This is a genomic window from Nitrospirillum viridazoti CBAmc, from assembly GCF_000730165.1.
Taxonomy (GTDB): domain Bacteria; phylum Pseudomonadota; class Alphaproteobacteria; order Azospirillales; family Azospirillaceae; genus Nitrospirillum; species Nitrospirillum viridazoti.
This window is the reverse complement of the sequence record NZ_CP022112.1, coordinates 537,501-555,919: the sequence shown is the minus strand read 5'-3', so window position 1 is coordinate 555,919 and position 18,419 is coordinate 537,501. Positions and strand designations below refer to the sequence as shown.

The window sequence follows — 18,419 nt, the reverse complement described above, 5'->3', positions numbered from 1 at the left end:
GCATATCCTCATTCACCGGCCGCGACGACGGCGTGAAGCGGGGCGGGGCGCCCGGATGTCGTCTCCAGCGGCCCATGGCGGATGACCTTGACCATCAGGTACAGCTCAACCACCGCCAGCACGCTGTAGAACAGGACGAAGCCCGCCACGCTGAACCAGACGTTGGCGGCCGGGATGTTCGAGGCGGACAGGAAGGTCGGCAGGATGCCGTCGATGGTCCAGGGTTGGCGGCCGCCCTCCGCCACATACCAGCCCAGTTCCGCCGCCAGCCACGGCAGGGGCAGCGCCGCCGCCGCCGCCTTCAGGAACAGCGGATGTTCCAGCCGGCGCTTGGCCGACAGGATGAAGGCGGTAACGAAGAGGGCAATGAAGAAGAATCCCAGCCCGACCATGACACGGAACGACCAGAACAGCGGCGCCACCGCCGGCACCGTGTCATGGGCAGCAGCGACGATCTGCGCATCCGTCGCGTCCGTCACCACCGGGGTATAGCGCTTCAGCAGCAAGGCGTATCCCAGGTCACTCACATGCGCCTCGAACGTCGCCCGGGCATTGGTATCGCCGCGGTTCTGGCGCAGGCGCTGCAGCGCCTGATAGGCCACCATGCCGCTGCGGATACGGTCTGCCGCCACCTCCACCAGCTGGTTGATGCCCATGACCGGCTCGCTGATCGACCGGGTGGCGATCAGGCCCATGACATAGGGAATGCGAACCGCGTAGTTGGTGCGGTGCCCCGCCTGGTCGGGGAAGCCGACGACGGTGAAGGAGGCCGGCGCCGGCTCCGTCTCCCACATGGCTTCGATGGCGGCCAGCTTCATGCGCTGGTTCTGGCCGGCTGTGTAGCCGCTTTCGTCGCCCAGCACGACCACCGACAGGGATGCCGCCAGGCCGAAGCTGGCGGCCACGGTCATCGAGCGGCGCGCCAGGGCCACGTGCCGGCCGCGCAGCAGGTACAGGGCGCTGACGGCCAGCACGAACACGGCGCCGGTGACGTAGCCGGCGCTGACCGTGTGCACGAACTTGTCCTGGGCGACCGGATTGAAGATGACATCGGCAAAGTTCGCCACCTCCATCCGCATGGTGTCGGTGTTGAACGTGGCCCCCACGGGATGCTGCATCCAGCCGTTGGCGATCAGGATCCAGAGGGCGCTCAAATTGCTGCCCAAGGCCACCAGCCAGGTCACCATCAGGTGCCCCACCGCCGACAGCTTGTTCCAGCCGAAAAAGAACAGGCCGATGAAGGTGGCTTCCAGGAAGAAGGCCATCAGGCCCTCGATGGCCAGCGGCGCGCCGAAGATGTCGCCGACGTAATGGGAGTAATAGGCCCAATTCGTGCCGAACTGGAATTCCATGGTGATGCCGGTGGCCACGCCCATGGCGAAGTTGATGCCGAACAGCAGGCCCCAGAACTTGGTCATGTCGCGCCAGATGGTCCGGCCGGTCATGACATAGACGCTTTCCATGATGGCCAGCAGCAGGGACAAGCCCAGGGTCAGCGGCACGAACAGGAAATGGTACATGGCCGTCAGCCCGAACTGCAGGCGTGACAGCGAAACGACATCGATATCGGGCATCATGGCCCCTCGTCCTTGCGCGTGGCCGGCGGGGGATCGAACAATGCCGATCCCACCGCGCTGGGTGTGACCGTCGGCCTATGCGGCGGTGAGAAGAACAGGAAGAACAAGGCGACCAACAGGACCAGCTTCAGCGCCGTGAACATCAGCACCCGCTTCAGCAATATCCGTCCCGTCAGGGGAACCGGTGCCGTTTGCCGGGCCATGGGCTTTCCTTTCCGTCGGCCGCCGCGTTCTCAGGCCGCCGGCGTGCCGGTCGCGGCCCGGCCGGCGAATTGGTCGAAAGCCTCCAGCGCCTGGGCGGCGTACATGACCGAGGGGCCGGCGCCCATGTAGATCGCCATGCCCATGGTCTCCAGCACCTCTTCCCGGCTGGCGCCCTGGCGGTGCGCCGCCTCGGCATGGAAGCCGACACACCCGTCGCAGCGGGTGGCGACGGCGATGGCCAAGGCGATCAGTTCCTTGGTCTTGGTATCCAGCGCCTTGGCTTCCAAGGCCGTGCGCGCCATGGCGGAGAAGGATTTCATGACCTCGGGCGAACCGCCGCGGAGCTCGCGGATGGCGCCCGTCAGGGTGGTCGTGAGGTCGGGCCAGTCATGGTACATGATCTGTAAGCTCCCAAAATCTGCCATCAATGGGGGACCCGCGCGCTTACGGCGCAGCATTCCCTTCGTCGGCCTGCGCGGCCCAGTGCCGCCAGTCACCGCCCATCGCCACATAAAGGCCGACGACATCGGCCCACCGGCGCCCCAGGGCGGCGGCATGGTCCGCCCGGGCCAAATTCCAGTCGCGCTCGGCCGCCAGCAGGGTCAGGCGGTTGGCGGCGCCATGCTCGAAGGCCGCCTGCGTCATCGCGCGCTGCTCCGCCGCCGCGGCCAAGGCCCGGTCGGCATTGACCAGGGCGTCGCCATCGTTGGTGAGCGCCAGCAGAATGTCGCCCACCTGCTGGAAGGCGGTCAGCACCGTCTGGCGATACTCCGCCGCGCTGGCCTCGAACTCCGCCTGGGCGGCATGGCGCGCGGCGTTCAGGGCACCGCCGTGGAACAGCGGGGCCACCAGGCCGGCCGCCACGCCCCCTTGGGTGGAATCGCTGCTCCAGAACAGGGCGGTGCTCGCTGCGGCCTGCTCCAGCCCGGCGGTCAGTTGCAGGCGGGGAAACATGTTGGCCGTGGCCACGCCCACGGCGGCGCTGGCCGCGTGCAGGTCCGCCTCCGCCGCCATGATGTCCGGCCGCTGCCGCACAAGCTGCGACGGCAGGCTGAGCGGCAGGTCGCCCGGCAATGCCAGGTCCGCCAGGCTGATCGGCGTGGGTTGCCACTCGGCCGGCGCCAGGCCCATCAGCACCGCCAAGGCGTTCTGGGCGGTACCTACGCGCTGCCGCAGGCCCGGCAACAGGGCTTCGTCCTGGGCCAGGCGGGCCTGGGCCGCCGTCACGGCACTTCGCGACAACGTACCGGCCTCAGCCCCCCGCAGCACCGCTGCCAGCGCCTCACGATCCGCCGTCACCGCCAAGGTCGCCGCTGCCAGGGCGTCCGACGCCGCGGCGAAGCTCACCGTCTGCACGGCCGCGTTGCCCGTCAGCATGACGTAGGCGGCGGCGGTGCGATAGGCCGCCGCCTCAGCCTTGGCATCGTCCGCCTCCACCTGCCGGCGGTCGCCGCCGAACAGGTCCAGGCTGTAGCTGATGGTGGCGCCGACGGAGTAGAGATAGAAGACGGGGGAATGTCCCTGCATGCCGAAGGTCACCAGATTGACGCGCTTGCGCGCTATCCCGCCTTCGACATCGACCTGGGGCCACAGCCGCCCGGCCGAGGCGTCCGCCATCTCCTGCGCGCCGCGCAATCGCGCCTTGGCTGCCGTCAAGGACAGGTTTCCGGCAACCGCCCGATCGACGATGGCACTGAGGGCGGGCGACGCGAAGCCGTGCCACCAGCCGTCCCCCACCGCCGTGCCGGGCTTCACGACGTCTCCCGCGGGCGTAGCGGTGTAGGCGCTGACCTTGGGGCTGTTCGGCTGGCGGAAATCCGGCCCCACAGCGCACCCTGTCAAAGCCAGGCACAGGCCGGTGATCAGGACGGGGTGGCGGCTGCGGCGACGCATGGCGGTCGGCTCCCCATACCCGCTCAGTGAAAGGCGCAGCCGGGCTTCACACCCAACCGCTTCAGGATCACGGCGGCGGGGCAGAAGCCGGTGATGCCGGCCTGGAACAGGTTGGCGCCGACGAAGGCCGTCAACAGCAGCCAATAGGGGCTGACCAGCCACCCTAGCAGCAGGCTGAGCAGAACCATGAAGCCGGCAAAAGAGAGGACGGAACGATCGATGTTCATGACGGGACACTCCCTCAAGGCATGGGGGTTGGGCCGAGTGTCGCCTTGACCTTGCGGATGTTGAGGCGATCCAGGATGAAGCGTTCGAAGAAAGGTTCGCTCGTGCCGCGCCGGACCTTGCCGATGAAGTATTTTTCAAAGGCGACCTTGGCGACGTGCACCCACTTGCCCTCGGAGGACCAGTTGACGTTGCGCGGCGGGATCTGCGGCTGGGCGACGAAGGCGACGCCCCCATCGCCGAAATCGGCCAGGCAGATGGCGTTCAGCGTGGGCTTCCACTGAACCGGTTCGCCGCGCAGCAGTGCGCCGACGTTGTGGGCTGTCGACGTCACCATGGATTCTATCATGAACCCGGTCTTGGGCACCCCCACCGGCACCGGCGTTGCCCCGATGGGGGGAATGGCGACGCAGACGCCCACAGCGAAGACATTGGGAAAGGCGGGATTGCGCTGGAAGGCGTCCGTCAGGACGAAGCCGCGTGGATTGACCAGCCCCTGCACCCCCCGCACCGCCTCCACTCCGCGGAAAGCCGGCAGCAGCATGGCATAGGCATGAGGCAGGCGGTGGGTGGCGGTCACGGCGCCGCCTTGCCCCACCTCTTCCACCGTCATGCCGTCGGGGTCGACCTGGGTGACGCGGGCACTGGTGATCCACTTAATGTGGCGCTGGCGCAACTCGTGTTCCAACATGCTCTTGGTGTCGCCCACCCCATCCAGGCCTAGATGGCCGATATAGGGCTCGGAGGTCACGAAGGTCATGGGCACCTGGTCGCGCAGACCTCGGCGCCGCAACTCCGTGTCCAGCAGCATGGCGAATTCGTAAGCCGGCCCGAAGCAAGACGCTCCCTGCGCGGCGCCGACAATGATAGGACCCGGCTTCTCGCAGAAGCGGTTGAAGGCGGCGTAGGCCTGTTCGGCATGCCCAACCTGGCAGATGGATTGGGTGTGATGGGCGGGGCCAAATCCGGGGATCTCATCGAAGGCCAACTCCGGACCTGTGGCGATGATCAGGTAGTCGTAGGACAGCGTATCCCCATCCTCCAGATCCAGCCGATTTTCCACCGGGTTGACGCGCCGAACGCCAGCGGTCTCAAACCTGATCTTCTTCTGCGCCATGATGGGCTGAAGATCGACCTCAATGGCCGTGCGTTCGCGCCACCCCACCGCCACCCATGGATTGGACGGCACGAAATGATAGTGCTGCCCCTGACCGACCAGCGTCAGCCGGTCCCCGGGGCGCATCTGGTCCGCCATCTCATAAGCCATGAGTGTGCCGCTGAGGCCGGCGCCCATGATCACGATGTCCGCCATGAAACCTTCCTCCCGGTTGGGCCGCCCTCGCGACGCCTGAGCTGAGTCAATGGGGAACGGTCCGTTGTCATTCACATTGAACCTGCCCTCGACGCGACTGCACCGGTTGACCGCCATTCAACGCCGGGACGTGTCCGCCCGCCCTGACCTGGCGCAACCGTTCGCCGCAAGCCATTCGAAGGCCCTTGCCGAATGTCGTTGGGGTTTATATATTCTCATTATCGAATATACGCAATTACGAAGATTTGTAAGTTTTGCGTCCGGTCATTGCCCAGGGGGGTCACCCTCTGGCAAGCAGAAGGCCCCGAGGTTCGTTCGCGATCAGGAAAGTCCCTCTCATGACCTTAGACGCCCAGCGCATGTCCGAAGCGGCAGAGAAAGCCGCTGACCTGTTGAAGTCTCTGGCCAACCGCACGCGCCTGCTCATCGTCTGCCAGTTGGTGGGTGGTGAGCGGTCGGTGGGCGAATTGGCCGAGTTCCTCGGCATCCGGGACTCCACCGTGTCCCAGCACCTGGCGCTTCTGCGGCGCGAGGGGCTGGTCGGTGCCCGCCGCGACGGACAGACCATCTGGTACTCGATCACCAGCGACCCTGCCCGCCAGGTGCTGGAGGTGCTGTACCGGCACTATTGCCCGCCCAACCCCGTGTGTGAGCCACCTCGGCCGGATTGATCTAAATGCCGGCCGGCGGCGCCCTGAAGGAAGCCACCGCCATGATTGCCCGCGACACCTATCTTGACCTGGACCCCGTCACCGCCCACGGCATGATCCGTGATGGCCACGCCGTGCTGATCGACGTCCGTGAACTGGGTGAATACGCGGCCGAACACATTCCAGGCGCGCTGCTGCACCCCCTGTCGGGCTTCGACCCGCGCGCCCTGCCCCAGGACGGCGCCGCCCTGATCCTGCAATGCGGTTCCGGCAAGCGCTCCGCCACCGCCATGGCCAAGTGCCGCGCCGCCGGCGTGGCCTGCTGTGGCCATATCCAGGGCGGCATCATGGCCTGGAAAGCCGCCGGACTGCCGACCGAGCACTGACCGTTACCACCCTGATCCGAAGGACGGTTCCATGCGCGCCACCATCGCCCTGGCCCTGACCCTGGCTGCCTCGGTCCCGCCCGCCGCAGCCTTCGCCGCTGACGCTCCGCGGTCCGAATCCCTCCTGGCAATCGCGCCAGCGGCCATCGTTGATGAACGGCCCGTGGCCGCCACGATCGAAGGCACGAAGACCGTGCCCGCCCGGGTGCGGTCCGGCGGCACTGTGGTGAACGTCCTGGTCCGCGAAGGGGATGCCGTAACGGCCGGCCAGGTGATGGCCGTCCTGAAGGATGCCAAGCTGCTGGCTCAGAAATCCGGGGCCGACGCCCGCGTGGACGAGGCCAAGGCCAGGCTGGCGCAGGCGCGCCAGGACGTGGTCCGCAACCGGCCGCTGGTACCCCAGGGGGTCACCAGCCAAGCCCAGCTTGAAGCGATGGAGACGGCGGCAACCGCCGCCGCCGAAGCGTTGCGGGCGGCCGAGGCCGAACGCGGCGTGCTGGCGCAGCGCGTCGCCGAAACCCAGGTGCTGGCGCCGGCAGCAGGCCGCGTGGTCCGGATCGCCATGTCCCTCGGTACGGAATTGATGCCTGGCGAGGCGCTGGGCCTGGTGGCCACAGGCCCCACCCTTGTCCGCCTGCGCCTGCCCCAAGGCGGCGCCATTGCCCTGAAGGCCGGCGACACGGTGCGGGTCGATGACATCACCCCCGCCGGCGCAGTCAAGGCGACGGTCAGCCTGGTCTATCCGCGGGTGGAGGACGGCGCCGTGGTGGCCGACGCCACCGCCCCCGACCTGGCGGGCGCCTTCATCGGCCAGCGGGTGCGCGCCTGGGTGCCTGAAGGACGCCGCCAAGCCATACTGGTTCCCGCCGATTATCTCATCAACCGCTTCGGCCTGGATTATGCCCGCCTGCGCGGTGCCGACGGACATGTCAGCGACGTGCCGGTGCAGCGGGGGACCACCCACACCCCCGGGGCGGCAGGGCAGCCGGCGCTGGTCGAGGTCCTGTCCGGCCTGCGCGCCGGTGACGTGGTGGTGAAGCCATGAAGCTGGGCCTGTCCGGACGCCTGACCCAGGCGACCCTGCATTCACCGCTGACGCCCCTGTTCCTGCTGGCGGCATTGGCCGTCGGCCTGCTGGCGCTGCTGACCATTCCCCGGGAAGAGGAACCCCAGATCAGCGTGCCCATGGTGGATATCGTCGTGGACGCCGACGGCCTGCGGGCTCAGGACGCGGCGGAACTGCTGACCCGGCCGCTGGAAGCCATCGTCAAGGGCATCAACGGCGTGGAGCACGTCTACAGCCAGACGCGCGACGATCAGGTGGTGGTCACCGCCCGCTTCGTCGTCGGCACGCGTGAGGATGATGCCGTCCTCAGGGTGCATGAGCGCATCCGCGGCAACTATGACCGGCTGCCCGTGGGCACGCCCGAACCGCTGATCGTGAAGCACGGCATCAACGACGTGGCCATCATCACGCTGACGCTGACACCCAAACCGGACCAGGCCGCGCGCTGGAACGATACGGCCCTGTATGATCTGGCGGAGAAGCTGCGGCTGGAACTGGTGAAGGTGGACGACATCGGCCTGACCTACCTGGCGGGCGGCGCGCCCGGCCAGGTGCGGGTGGAGCCGGATCTGGACCGCCTGGCGCTCCATCACCTGACGGTGGAGGAGCTGGCGGCCCGCGTGCGCGCCGCGAACGGCAGCCTGCTGGCCGGCGGCGTACGGGACATGGGCGTGCAACGCGACATCGTGGCCGGCCACAGCCTGGTGGGCCTGCCCGACATCGGCCAGTTGCTGCTGACCGCCCGGGATGGCCACCCCGTCTATGTGCGCGATGTCGCCCGTGTGGTCATCGGCCCAGCCGAGGCGGAGCACCGGGTCTGGGACCTATCGCGGGCAGAGGGTAACGGCACGTGGCAGCGGACGCCGGCCGTCACCGTGGCCCTGGCCAAACGCGCGGGCGCCAATGCCGTGGTCGTGTCCCAGGCCATCCTGGACCGGGTGCAACAGCTCAGGGGATCCCTCATCCCCGACGGCGTGACGGTGCGCGTGACCCGCGACTATGGCGAGACGGCCAACGAGAAGGCCAACGAGCTGCTGCTGCACCTGGGCATCGCTACCGTGTCCATCGTCGCGCTGATCAGGCTGGCCATCGGCTGGCGCGAGGCAGTGGTGACCCTGGTCGTCATCCCGGTGACCATCCTGCTGACCCTCTTCGCCGCCGAACTGATAGGCTACACCATCAACCGCGTCAGCCTGTTCGCCCTGATCTTCGCCATCGGCATCCTGGTGGACGACGCCATCGTGGTGGTGGAGAACATCGCCCGCCACTGGGGCATGCATGACGGCCGCGACCGCGTGCAGGCCACCATCGACGCGGTGGCGGAGGTGGGCAACCCCACCATCGTCGCCACGCTGACCGTGGTGACGGCCCTGTTGCCCATGCTGTTCGTCTCAGGCCTGATGGGCCCGTACATGGCGCCCATCCCAGCCAACGCGTCCGCCGCCATGGTCTTTTCCTTCTTCGTCGCCATGGTCATCGCCCCCTGGCTGATGCTGCGCCTGGCGCGCTGGCGCCGGGGCAAGGAGGAGGACGGGCACGCCCATGGCGATCACGCCGATGGCGGGAAGCTGGGCCGGATGTACCTGCGCCTGGCCGCACCCGTGGTCGCCAGCCGCCGGCGCGCCGGCTTCTTCCTTGCCGCCGTCGGCGTGGCCACGGTGCTGGCGTGCAGCCTGTTCGCCACCAAAGGCGTGACGGTCAAGCTGCTGCCCTTCGACAACAAGTCCGAACTGGACGTCGTGCTGGACCTGCCCCGGGGCGCCACGCTGGAGGATACGGAGCGTGGCCTACAAGCCATCGCCGCCGTGGCCGGTGGCCTGCCGGAGGTGCGGTCGCAGCAGATCTATACCGGCACGGCGGCACCCTTCAACTTCAACGGCCTGGTCCGCCATTACTATATGCGCCAGGCGCCCGAGCTGGGCGAGGTGCAAGTGAACCTGGCGCCCAAGGGTGACCGGTCGCGCAGCAGCCACGCCATCGCCCTGGATCTGCGGCGGCGGCTGGCCGGCGTGGCCCTGCCGGCCGGCGCTGTGGCCAAGGTGGTGGAGGTGCCGCCCGGGCCGCCCGTCATGGCCACCCTGCTGGCCGAGATCTACGGGCCCGACGTCGCGACCCGCCGCGCCGTGGCGGAGAAGATCAAGGGCCTGTTCGCCAGCGTACCTTACATCGTCGACATCGACGATTCCTACGGCAAGCCGCAACCGCGCCTACATGTCGTCATCGACCGCGACAAGCTGGACTATTACGGCGTGGACGAGACCAGCGTGCGCGACGCGCTACGCCATCTGCTGGGGGGCATGCCGCTGGGTTATGTCCGCCGCGGTGACGAACGCCTGCCCCAGGAACTGGTGGTGGCCTTGCCCAGGACCGACCGGGCATGGACCTCACGGCTGCTGGCGGCCCCCGTTCCGGCGGCGCGCCGTGCCGGCACCGCCGGCGTCGTCGCCCTGGACCAGGTGATTCATGTTGAGGCCGAGGCCGGGTCCCCCGCCCTGTTCCGACGCGACGGCCACTATGCCGACATGGTGACGGCGGAACTGGCCGGGGCGTTCGAGGCGCCGATCTACGGTATCTTCGCCGTGGACGACGCCGTGCGGGCCGCCGACTGGGGTGCCCTGCAACCGCCCACCATCACCTTTCACGGCCAGCCCACCGATGAGTCCAAGCCCACCCTGCTGTGGGATGGCGAGTGGGAGATCACCTACGTCACCTTCCGTGACATGGGGGCCGCCTTCGGCGTCGCCATCCTGGGGATCTACATCCTGGTGGTGGCGCAGTTCGGCAGCTTCCGCCTGCCGCTGGTCATTCTCACGCCCATCCCCCTGACCCTGATCGGCATCGTGCTGGGCCACTGGCTGTTCGGCGCGCCCTTCACCGCCACCTCGATGATCGGCTTCATTGCGCTGGCCGGCATCATCGTGCGCAACTCCATCCTGTTGGTGGACTTCATCCGCCACGGGTCGGCCCAGGCAGCGGAAACCGGCCAGCCCTTGCGGGCCATCCTGCTGCGGGCCGGGGCGGTGCGCTTCAAGCCCATCCTGCTGACGGCCCTGTCGGCCATGATCGGCGCCCTGACCATCCTGCTGGATCCCATCTTTCAGGGGCTGGCGATCTCACTGCTGTTCGGCCTCGCCTCATCCACCCTACTGACGGTGCTGGTCATCCCCGCCATTTACGTCGTACTTCGGGATGCGGATAAGGCACCCTCAGTGCGATAAGGCCGAGAGGCAAGGGCGCCGACAGCCGACACATCGTCTTCAAAAAGCCGGTCAGTCGCCCAGGCCCGCACGGAAATAGAGCGCAGCCGGACCACGGACGCCACCACTGATGTCCGCCGATAGCTTTCTTGGCCGGCGATGTGACCGCTTGACCAAACTCCACGGGCAAGGCTTTCAACCCATTGACCACCTTTGCGGGTGCTGCCTGTGACTCGGCGCGATCAATGATCCCGACGATTCCAATAGGATCAAACGTTTGCTGCGCCAATCGGCACCCAGCGTCAGGCTGTAGAAGGGGTCCCGGGTGCGGCTTACGCCCCGGGCTCATGACTGAAGATCAGGGCAAAGACGGCACCTCCGCCAGGCGCGTCCTCTATCTCCACCCTGCCGCCATGGCGGCGCATGACCTCGGCCACGATGGACAGGCCGAGCCCGGCCCCCGGCAGAGTGCGCCGTGCCGGGGCCCGCCAGAAGCGGCTGAAGACATGGGCGCGCTGGTCCGCCGGCACGCCGGGCCCATGGTCCCGAACCCGCACGATACCGGGTACGGTGGTATCGACCTCCACCATCGTGCCGGCCGGCGTGTGGTCCAGCGCGTTTTCCATCAAATTGCGCAAGGCGGAATAAATGTCGTGGGGGTAACCCGCCACCCGGTTCGGCCCCTGCTCCCGCAGATCAAACGACCGCCCCGTCTCGATCGCCGCCGGCGCCAGCGAGGCCGCGGCCTCCGCCGCCAGGTCGGCCAAATCCACATCCGACTGCGGTGCGCCGACGGCACCCTCCTCCAGCCTGGCAACGTCCAGCAATTGCTGCACGACCCGCGTCATGCGATCGACGTCCACCAGCAGGCCGGGAACCCAGGGCTGGCCCCGGTACCGGTCCAGGTTCGCGCGCAGGACGGCCAGCGGGGTGCGCAGTTCATGCGCGGCATCGGCGGTGAAGCGCTGCTGCTCCCGCAGGGCTTGGGCCAGGCGATCGATGGCACCGTTCACCGCCTGCAGCAGAGGAATCACCTCCTTGGGCATACGGCGCAGGGGCAGACGCACCTCCAGATTGGTGGGCGAGATGCGTGCCGCCAGTTCCGACGCCTGCACCAGCGGTTTAAGGCCCGATCGAATCGTCTGCGCGGTCAGCCCCAGGAACAGCAGGACGAACAGCGGGATCGCCCATCCACCCTGGTTGACGATGGCCGTCAGCAGGCTGTCCTCCAGCACGTTGTGATGGCTGGGCCCCTGCGCCACCTGCACCCAGTAATTCCGTCCACCAATCGACATCGGCTGGCTGGCACCATAGAAGATGCGTCCCTGCTTGGTCATCTGGAACAGCCGGGCTTCGCGCGCCGTCGACAGGGCAACCAAGGGGGCGGAGACGCCGTCGGACGCGGCCACCACCCGGCCGTCCGCGTCCAGCAATACGTAGATGAACTCACCGCGCGAACCGCGATAGCTGTCTTCCAGCGCCGGCGGCAGCCGTACCGTAACCGTACCGTCGGCCGCGACGGCGGCGTGGTGCGCGATGTCCGCCGCCTGGCCCTGCAGGCTGCGGTCGCGCAAGCTGTCGACGGTGTTCTGAAACAACAGCACCAGCGCGGCGCTGCCCAGCACGGTCAGCGCCAGGGTCAGGGCCAGCACGCGCGAAATCAGTTGCCATTGCAGGGACGGGGCAGGCCGGGTCATTTTTCCTCGGACAGCATATAGCCGATGCCGCGCAACGTGTGCACGCGGACGGTGGCGCCCTCCGCCTCCAGCTTGCGGCGCAGGCGCGAGATATGCACCTCGATGGAATTGGAGGCGACGGAGTCGTCGAAGCCGTAGACCTTTTCCTCCAGCACCCGTTTGGGCACGACGCGGCCCGCCCGGCGCAGCAGGGTTTCCAGGACCGCCAGTTCGCGCCGTGACAGATCCAGCGGCCGGTTTTCCATCGCGCATTCCATGGCCAGGGTGTCGAAGCGCAAATTGCCCAGGATCAACACTGCACCCAGCGCGCCGCCGGGCCGTCGCAGCAGGGCCTTTGCCCGGGCCACCAGTTCCTCCGTGGCGCAAGGCTTCAACACATAGTCGTCCGCCCCGCGGTTCAGGCCGCTCACCCGGTCGGCCAGCGCCCCTCGCGCCGTCAGCACCAGGATGGGTAGCATCTCCCCCCGTGCCCGCAGGCGGGCCAGCAGGTCCATGCCGTCGCCGTCCGGCAGGCCCAGATCCAGGATCAGCAGGTCGTAGGGCACGGTGTCCAGCGCGGCTTCCGCGTCCCCCGCCTCGGCCACCGTGTCGACGACGAAGCCGGCCTCCGCCAGCCCTTGGGCCAGAAACTCAGCCAGACGGGTGTCATCCTCCACCAGCAGCAGCCGCATGGCCTCATGCCCCCATCGCGCCTGGCCCGGCCGCCATCAGGGGCTGGCCCTGCAACGCCTGGATGGACAGGCCGGCACGGCCCAGGTGGTGGCGCAGGCGGCCGACCACCGCCTGGACGTCGCCCCGCACCTCGACCACGGCCCGCAGGCCGGGGCGCGAGCCTACCACCCGGTCACGCGGCGTGGGTAGGGACAGGTCGCGCCCGTAGAGCCGCACCGCTGAAATGCTGAAGCGGTCAATCAATCCCCCGGCATCCAGCAGCACATCAACCATGCCCGCCTCGAATTCCGCATAACATTCGATCAGCAGAATATGGACGGCTTCGGGGGCAACGGAAGGGAAAGACGGGCTTGTCATGGCGTGACCCTCCTCGGGCGGGGCAGCCCGAACCGTTGGTAAAGCGCCGGCAGGACCAGCAGCGTCAGGACCGTGGAGCTGACCAGCCCGCCCACGACCACGATGGCCAGGGGGCGTTGCACCTCGGACCCCGGGCCAGTCTGGAACAGCAGCGGAAGCAGGCCGAAGGCGGCGATGGTGGCCGTCATCAGCACGGGGCGCAAGCGCCGCTGGGCCCCCTGCAGCACCGCCTCGACAATGGGCACACCCCGAGCCAGCAGCTGGTTGAAGCAGGCCACCAGCACCACGCCGTTCAGCACGGCGATGCCCAGCAGCGCGATGAAGCCGACCGACGCCGGCACCGACAGGTATTCCCCGCTGAGCCACAGCGAAATGATCCCGCCCACCAGGGCGAAGGGCACGTTGCCCAGCACCAGCAGGGCCTGGCGCGCCGTGCCGAAGGTCCCGTACAGGATGACGAAGATCACCACCAGGCAGCAAGGGATGACGATGGCCAGGCGGGCCGCGGCCCGCTGCTGGTTCTCGAACTGGCCGCCCCAGGCCAGCTCGTACCCGGCCGGCACGCTCACCTTGGCGGCGATGGCGGCGCGGGCGTCCGCCACATATCCCACCAGATCCCGGCCGCGGACGTTGGCGCGCACCACGGATTGGCGTCGTGCCTCCTCCCGGCTCAGCAGCACGGGGCCGTCCACCCGCTCCACGCGTCCCACGGCCGACAGCGGGATCAGGCGGCCGTCCGGCATGGGCAAGGTCAGGTTGGCAAACACCTGCGGCGCACGCGCCAGATCGGCGGGACCGCGGATCAGGATGGGCGTGCGGCGGTTTCCCCGCACGACCGATCCGGCCTGGGTGCCCTCAAGCTGACTGCGCAACGCCTCCTCCACCGTATCGACCGTCAGGCCCAGCCGCCCGACGGCCAGTGGGTCCAGGCGCAGGGTCAGGTATTGCATGCCCTCGTTCAGGGTGGTCAGCACATCCTCGCTGCCGGGCAGTTCCTTCAGCACGGCGGCGACATCGGCGGCCAGGCGGTTCAAGGTGGCGATGTCCGCGCCCTTGATCTTGACCACCAGGTCCCCCCGGCTGCCGCTGACCATCTCCTGCACCCGCATGTCGATGGGTTGGGTGAAGCCGAAGGAGATGCCGGGGATGTCGGCGGTGGCCAGGCGCAGCTGGTCCAACAGCCAGGCCTTGTCCTTACGGCGCCACTGGTCCTGGGGCTTCAGGGTCAGGAAGTTGTCGGCCTCGTTGAGGCCCATGGGATCCAGCCCCAGCTCGTCCGAACCAACACGGGAGACGATGCCCGCCACCTCCGGCACCTGCTCCATGAGCCGGCGCTGGATAAGGGTGTCCAGCGCGGTGGAGGCCGCCAGGCTGACGGTGGGCAGCTTTTCCGTCTGCATGACGATGGTGCCTTCGTCCATGGTCGGCATGAAGGTCTTGCCCACCAGGGGGAAGACGGCCAGTGCCGCGGCCAGCGCAACGCCGGCGCCGATGAACACCCGGGCCGGGCGGGCCAGCGCTCCCCGGATCAAGGGAGCGTACAGCCGGCCGGCATGGCGGATCAGCCATGGCTCGCCCGCGTGTCCCGGCTTCAGGATCAGCGACGACAGCACCGGCACCGCCGTCAGGGACAGCAGCAGCGAGGCGCCCAGCGCGAACATGATGGCCAGGGCCACCGGCCGGAACAGCTTGCCTTCCAGCCCTTCCAGCGACAGCAGGGGCAGGAAGACGACGACGATGATGCTGACGCCAGCCACCACCGGCGTCGTCACCTCGGCCATGGACCGGTAGATGACGGTCAGGGGCGACATCGGACGGCCATGGGCGTGGTTCAGCCGCGCGACCGCGTTTTCCACCACCACGACCGCGCCGTCCACCAGCAGGCCGATGGCGATGGCCAGGCCGCCCAGGCTCATCAGGTTGGCCGTCAACCCCACCGCCCGCATCAGCAGGAAGGTTGCAAGCGCCGACAGGGGCAGTGTCAGGCTGACCACCAGCGCCGCCCGCCATTCCCCCAGGAACAGGATCAGCAGGACCAGCACCAGGGCCACGGCGATCAGCAGCGCCTCGGTCACCGTGCCCACGGCATGGTCCACCAGCTCGCCGCGGTCATAGAACACGGTCAGGGATATGCCCTGGGGCAGCTGGGATTTCAGCTCCGCCAGCCGCTGGCGCACCCCTTCCACCACGGCCTGGGCGTTGCTGCCGCGCAGGCCCAGCACCAGGCCCTCCACCGTCTCGCCCTTGCCGCTGCGGGTCACGGCGCCATAGCGGGTCAGACCGCCGTCGCGGACCTGGGCAACGTCACCCACCCGGACCGGCGTGCCGCCGGGCGTGGCGATGACGATACCGCGCAGGTCGTCCAGGCTACGCAGGCTTCCCTCGCTGCGGACCAGCAGCGCCTCCTCCCCATCCGCCAACCGGCCGGCGCCATCGTTGCGGTTGTTGGCGGCGATGGCGGACTTCAGCGTATCCAGCGACACGCCGCGTGCGCCCAAGGCCACCAGGTCCGGCACCACCTCGAAGGTCTCGACGAAGCCGCCCAGGGAATTGACGTCGGCCACGCCCGGAACGGTGCGCAGCGCCGGGCGGATGACCCAATCCAGCAGGCTGCGCTTTTCTGCAAGGCTGGCCGGCCCCTCGATGGTGAACATCACCATCTCGCCCAGGGGGGTGGTGATGGGGGCCAGGCCGCCCTGCACCCCGGGCGGCAGCATGTCGCGTACCCCTTGCAAGCGCTCCGCCACCTGGTTGCGGGCCCAATAGATGTCCGTGCTGTCGTCGAACACCACGGTGATGCTGGTCAGCCCGTATTTTGTGGTGGAGCGTAGGGCCTGCTTACCCGGCAGCCCCAGCAGTTCCACCTCGATGGGGGCGGTGATGCGGCTCTCCACCTCCTCCGGTGTCATGCCCGGCGCCTTCAGCACGATGTTGACCTGCACCGGCGATACGTCGGGAAAGGCATCGATGGGCAGCCCGCGCGCCGCGATCAGGCCGGCGCCGGCCAACAGCGCGATCAGGATCAGCACCAGCAGGCGCTGCGACAGCGAGAATTCGATGAGGCGGGCGATCATTCCTGCCCCCCCAGGCCGGCCTGCATGCCCTTCAGCACGACGGTACCGCGGACGACCACGGCGCTGTCGGCGGCAAGGCCGGGCCCTTGCGCCACCACGGTGTCCGCCGTTTCCGACAGGACCGAGATGGAGGCTGCTTCCACCTTATCGCCCCGGCGGACGAATACCGTCGGCCGTCCAGCCACCCGCACCACGGCATCGTGCGGCAGGGCCCAGGCGGTTCCCACCCCCGTCGACAGGAAGGAGGCGGCGGTCATCAGGCCGGGGCGCAGGCGGCCCGCCCGGTTGTCCACCAGGACGCGCACGGTCACGGTCTGGCTGGCGGGATCGGCATGGTGGCCGATTGATTCCACGGCGGCAGCCTCGGGTGCGTCGGCCAGGCGCACCTTGTCTTTCTCGTGAAGGGTGGCGGCGACGGCTGCCGGCACCTGCACCTCCAGCAACAGGGACGACAGCCTGGCCAGCGTGTACAGCGGCACGCTGCTGTCGATGCGCTGTCCGGGGAAGGCGCCATGGTCCAGGATCATCCCGCCCTCGGGCGCCCGAATGGCCATTTCGTCCGTCACCCTGCGGCTGCGCTTCAAGGTCTCCACCTCGGCCGTGGTCAGGCCCAGTGCCAGCAGCGCTTGGCGGCGTTCCTGCAATTGGGCGTCGGCCTGCACCGCGGTGCTGCGGCTGGCCTGCTGCCGGCGTTCGGCGATGATGCCCTCCGCCACCAGGTCGGCGTCGCGCTGCGCCTCGCGCTGGGCCAGCGCCGCGGCGTCCAGCGCCAACAGATAGTCCCGCTGGGCCTGGGCCATCTCCGGGCTGCGCATGCGGGCGAGCAGGGCGCCCTTCACCACCGCGTCGTTCACCTCACCCACCAGTTCGTCGACAATGCCCGGCACCGGTGCCGCGACGACGGTCTTGTAATGCTCGAACACGTCCAGCCGCGCCGGATAGGTGGGGCTGGCCACATCGGGGGCGGGCTGCGGCGCCCGGGTTTCGACGCCGGCGGCCTTGGCCTGTGCGTCGGTCAGGGGCAGTGCCGCAGGGTTCCCCTGCTGCGGTGCCTGCGCATGGGCGATGCCGGCCAACAAGGTGAACGCCAGCAGGGCGGGCCCGGTGAACCGGGGCAATGGGGGATGGCTCATGGAAGAACTCCTCGGGCCTGCAGAAGGTCGGACTGGGCGCGTCCCAGCCGCACCTCCGCTTCGGCCAGGGCGGTGTTGGCATCGTTCAAGGATTGCTGGGCGCGCACCATCTCGCTGGTGGCGGCCTCGCCCAGCGCGCGGGCGCGCTGCATCTTGCCGGCCCGATCGGCGGCGGCGGCCTGGCGCTGGGTCTCGGCGGCCAGTTGTGCCCGGGCATGGGTAAGGGCTGCCTGGGCCTGGCGCGCGCCGGCCGTCACCGTCCGCTCCACCATCACCCTTTCCGCCGTCGCCTGACGCAGGTCGGCCTCCGCCGTGCGGGTCCGCGCCGTGTAGGACGGGCCGCTGAAGGGCACAGTGACCTGCAGGCCGACATAATCGCTGGGCGGGCCCCCGAACGTATCGCGGTTGTGGCGATAGATGACACCTACCTCCGGGTGCTCGCGGTCGGCGACGCGTGAGACGCTGGCCGTCTCCTGCGCCAGCCTTTCACCGGCCCGGGCGGCCTCCAGTCGGGGGTCGCTGCCCGTCGCCTCTTCGGCACCGGTTTCGGCCAGGTCACCGGCGATGTCGCCATTGTCGGTCAGTGCCGTCAGCGCCTCGCGGGCCAGCGCTGTGACACCGCGTCTGGCCTCCAGGTTAGCGGCGGCATTGGCTCGCTCCGCCTGCAGCAGCGACAGATCCAGGCGGGCTGCCCCGCCCCGCGCCACCTCGCGCTCCATGTCCGCCTCCAGCCGCATGGCCAGGTTCAGCCGGTCCTGGGCCAGCGCCTCCAGCCTACGGGCCAGCGCCAGATCCCAGGCGGCGGCGCGGACGGCGCCCGCCACGGTCAGGGCCTGCCGCTGGGCTGTGCTGCTGGCCACCTGGCGTTCCGCGTCCGCCTTGCGGGCAAGGGCGCCGGATTCCCCCGGTAGCCAGATGGGCAGAGCCAGCTGCACTTCCGCTTCCTGCCAGCCGCGGTTGCGGGCTACGCGGTCGG

At 68.7% G+C, this 18,419-nt stretch carries 16 protein-coding genes (1 of these 16 only partly in view); 4 read left to right on the top strand and 12 right to left on the bottom strand.

All coding sequences use genetic code 11. The features are described 5' to 3' along the window. Positions 1-8 precede the first annotated feature (8 nt). From Y958_RS24320 to Y958_RS24295, 6 genes are read right to left on the bottom strand one after another with little or no spacing between them, the layout of a single operon-like run. Positions 9-1,574 (bottom strand): cytochrome ubiquinol oxidase subunit I, encoded by a 1,566-nt coding sequence (locus Y958_RS24320; protein ID WP_244909688.1) that lies wholly within the window; start codon positions 1,572-1,574, stop codon positions 9-11. Further along, the gene (gene cydP, locus Y958_RS24315) at positions 1,574-1,780 is read right to left on the bottom strand and encodes a cytochrome oxidase putative small subunit CydP (protein ID WP_040847112.1); all 207 of its coding nucleotides are present in this window, start codon (positions 1,778-1,780) and stop codon (positions 1,574-1,576) included. Before cydP ends, Y958_RS24320 begins: the two co-directional genes overlap by 1 nt. Before the next feature lie 30 nt (positions 1,781-1,810). Further along, a complete protein-coding gene (locus Y958_RS24310; RefSeq protein ID WP_088874504.1) occupies positions 1,811-2,179 on the bottom strand; it encodes a carboxymuconolactone decarboxylase family protein in 369 nt (122 codons plus the stop codon). Between the two features lie 46 nt (positions 2,180-2,225). Further along, complete coding sequence (locus Y958_RS24305; RefSeq protein ID WP_088874503.1) at positions 2,226-3,674, bottom strand: efflux transporter outer membrane subunit; 1,449 nt, start codon at positions 3,672-3,674, stop codon at positions 2,226-2,228. A gap of 23 nt (positions 3,675-3,697) precedes the next feature. Then, the gene (locus tag Y958_RS24300) at positions 3,698-3,901 is read right to left on the bottom strand and encodes a YgaP family membrane protein (RefSeq protein WP_040849036.1); all 204 of its coding nucleotides are present in this window, start codon (positions 3,899-3,901) and stop codon (positions 3,698-3,700) included. Between the two features lie 14 nt (positions 3,902-3,915). Next, entirely contained in the window at positions 3,916-5,211 is a 1,296-nt protein-coding gene (locus Y958_RS24295) for an NAD(P)/FAD-dependent oxidoreductase (RefSeq protein ID WP_088874502.1), read from the bottom strand. A gap of 338 nt (positions 5,212-5,549) precedes the next feature. Between Y958_RS24295 and Y958_RS24290 the strand changes: the two genes are divergently transcribed. The 4 genes from Y958_RS24290 to Y958_RS24275 are packed head-to-tail and all read left to right on the top strand — an operon-like array spanning position 5,550 to position 10,531. After that, complete coding sequence (locus tag Y958_RS24290; RefSeq protein WP_004273924.1) at positions 5,550-5,882, top strand: ArsR/SmtB family transcription factor; 333 nt, start codon at positions 5,550-5,552, stop codon at positions 5,880-5,882. Positions 5,883-5,887: 5 nt separating this feature from the next. Then, positions 5,888-6,247 carry a rhodanese-like domain-containing protein gene (locus tag Y958_RS24285; protein ID WP_186291589.1) on the top strand — a complete coding sequence of 120 codons (360 nt, stop codon included), beginning with the start codon at positions 5,888-5,890 and terminating at the stop codon, positions 6,245-6,247. 31 nt (positions 6,248-6,278) lie between these two features. Continuing rightward, positions 6,279-7,292 (top strand): efflux RND transporter periplasmic adaptor subunit, encoded by a 1,014-nt coding sequence (locus Y958_RS24280; protein ID WP_088874501.1) that lies wholly within the window; start codon positions 6,279-6,281, stop codon positions 7,290-7,292. Continuing rightward, complete coding sequence (locus Y958_RS24275) at positions 7,289-10,531, top strand: efflux RND transporter permease subunit (protein ID WP_088874500.1); 3,243 nt, start codon at positions 7,289-7,291, stop codon at positions 10,529-10,531. The genes Y958_RS24280 and Y958_RS24275 overlap by 4 nt, the downstream gene beginning before the upstream one ends. A 311-nt stretch (positions 10,532-10,842) precedes the next feature. On the opposite strand, the gene Y958_RS24270 is transcribed toward Y958_RS24275, so the two are convergent. The 6 genes in view from Y958_RS24270 to Y958_RS24245 are tightly spaced (at most 4 nt apart) and all read right to left on the bottom strand, a layout consistent with a single transcriptional unit that may run on beyond the window. Continuing rightward, positions 10,843-12,207 carry a sensor histidine kinase gene (locus Y958_RS24270; protein ID WP_088874499.1) on the bottom strand — a complete coding sequence of 455 codons (1,365 nt, stop codon included), beginning with the start codon at positions 12,205-12,207 and terminating at the stop codon, positions 10,843-10,845. Further along, positions 12,204-12,878, bottom strand: coding sequence for a response regulator (locus tag Y958_RS24265; protein WP_088874498.1), 675 nt, complete (start codon positions 12,876-12,878; stop codon positions 12,204-12,206). Before Y958_RS24265 ends, Y958_RS24270 begins: the two co-directional genes overlap by 4 nt. A 4-nt stretch (positions 12,879-12,882) precedes the next feature. Further along, positions 12,883-13,236 carry a DUF3240 family protein gene (locus Y958_RS24260; protein ID WP_040845977.1) on the bottom strand — a complete coding sequence of 118 codons (354 nt, stop codon included), beginning with the start codon at positions 13,234-13,236 and terminating at the stop codon, positions 12,883-12,885. Then, positions 13,233-16,310, bottom strand: coding sequence for an efflux RND transporter permease subunit (locus tag Y958_RS24255; protein WP_088874497.1), 3,078 nt, complete (start codon positions 16,308-16,310; stop codon positions 13,233-13,235). The genes Y958_RS24260 and Y958_RS24255 overlap by 4 nt, the downstream gene beginning before the upstream one ends. After that, positions 16,307-17,443 carry an efflux RND transporter periplasmic adaptor subunit gene (locus Y958_RS24250; RefSeq protein WP_088874496.1) on the bottom strand — a complete coding sequence of 379 codons (1,137 nt, stop codon included), beginning with the start codon at positions 17,441-17,443 and terminating at the stop codon, positions 16,307-16,309. The genes Y958_RS24255 and Y958_RS24250 overlap by 4 nt, the downstream gene beginning before the upstream one ends. Next, positions 17,440-18,419, bottom strand: the 3' portion of a protein-coding gene (locus tag Y958_RS24245) for a TolC family protein (RefSeq protein ID WP_145727631.1). 277 nt of this gene lie beyond the right edge of the window; 980 of the gene's 1,257 nt are visible here — the last part of the coding sequence; the start codon falls outside the window, past its right edge; its stop codon occupies positions 17,440-17,442. Before Y958_RS24245 ends, Y958_RS24250 begins: the two co-directional genes overlap by 4 nt.

Bases quoted from the DNA above. Each gene is read 5' to 3' on its own strand.
- Y958_RS24270 (WP_088874499.1), bottom strand. From the start codon at position 12,207: ATGACCCGGCCTGCCCCGTCCCTGCAATGGCAACTGATTTCGCGCGTG.
- Y958_RS24265 (WP_088874498.1), bottom strand. From the start codon at position 12,878: ATGCGGCTGCTGCTGGTGGAGGATGACACCCGTCTGGCTGAGTTTCTG.
- Y958_RS24295 (WP_088874502.1), bottom strand. From the start codon at position 5,211: ATGGCGGACATCGTGATCATGGGCGCCGGCCTCAGCGGCACACTCATG.
- Y958_RS24305 (WP_088874503.1), bottom strand. From the start codon at position 3,674: ATGCGTCGCCGCAGCCGCCACCCCGTCCTGATCACCGGCCTGTGCCTG.
- Y958_RS24300 (WP_040849036.1), bottom strand. From the start codon at position 3,901: ATGAACATCGATCGTTCCGTCCTCTCTTTTGCCGGCTTCATGGTTCTG.
- cydP (WP_040847112.1), bottom strand. From the start codon at position 1,780: ATGGCCCGGCAAACGGCACCGGTTCCCCTGACGGGACGGATATTGCTG.
- Y958_RS24275 (WP_088874500.1), top strand. From the start codon at position 7,289: ATGAAGCTGGGCCTGTCCGGACGCCTGACCCAGGCGACCCTGCATTCA.
- Y958_RS24290 (WP_004273924.1), top strand. From the start codon at position 5,550: ATGACCTTAGACGCCCAGCGCATGTCCGAAGCGGCAGAGAAAGCCGCT.
- Y958_RS24250 (WP_088874496.1), bottom strand. From the start codon at position 17,443: ATGAGCCATCCCCCATTGCCCCGGTTCACCGGGCCCGCCCTGCTGGCG.
- Y958_RS24260 (WP_040845977.1), bottom strand. From the start codon at position 13,236: ATGACAAGCCCGTCTTTCCCTTCCGTTGCCCCCGAAGCCGTCCATATT.
- Y958_RS24280 (WP_088874501.1), top strand. From the start codon at position 6,279: ATGCGCGCCACCATCGCCCTGGCCCTGACCCTGGCTGCCTCGGTCCCG.
- Y958_RS24310 (WP_088874504.1), bottom strand. From the start codon at position 2,179: ATGTACCATGACTGGCCCGACCTCACGACCACCCTGACGGGCGCCATC.
- Y958_RS24320 (WP_244909688.1), bottom strand. From the start codon at position 1,574: ATGCCCGATATCGATGTCGTTTCGCTGTCACGCCTGCAGTTCGGGCTG.
- Y958_RS24255 (WP_088874497.1), bottom strand. From the start codon at position 16,310: ATGATCGCCCGCCTCATCGAATTCTCGCTGTCGCAGCGCCTGCTGGTG.
- Y958_RS24285 (WP_186291589.1), top strand. From the start codon at position 5,888: ATGCCGGCCGGCGGCGCCCTGAAGGAAGCCACCGCCATGATTGCCCGC.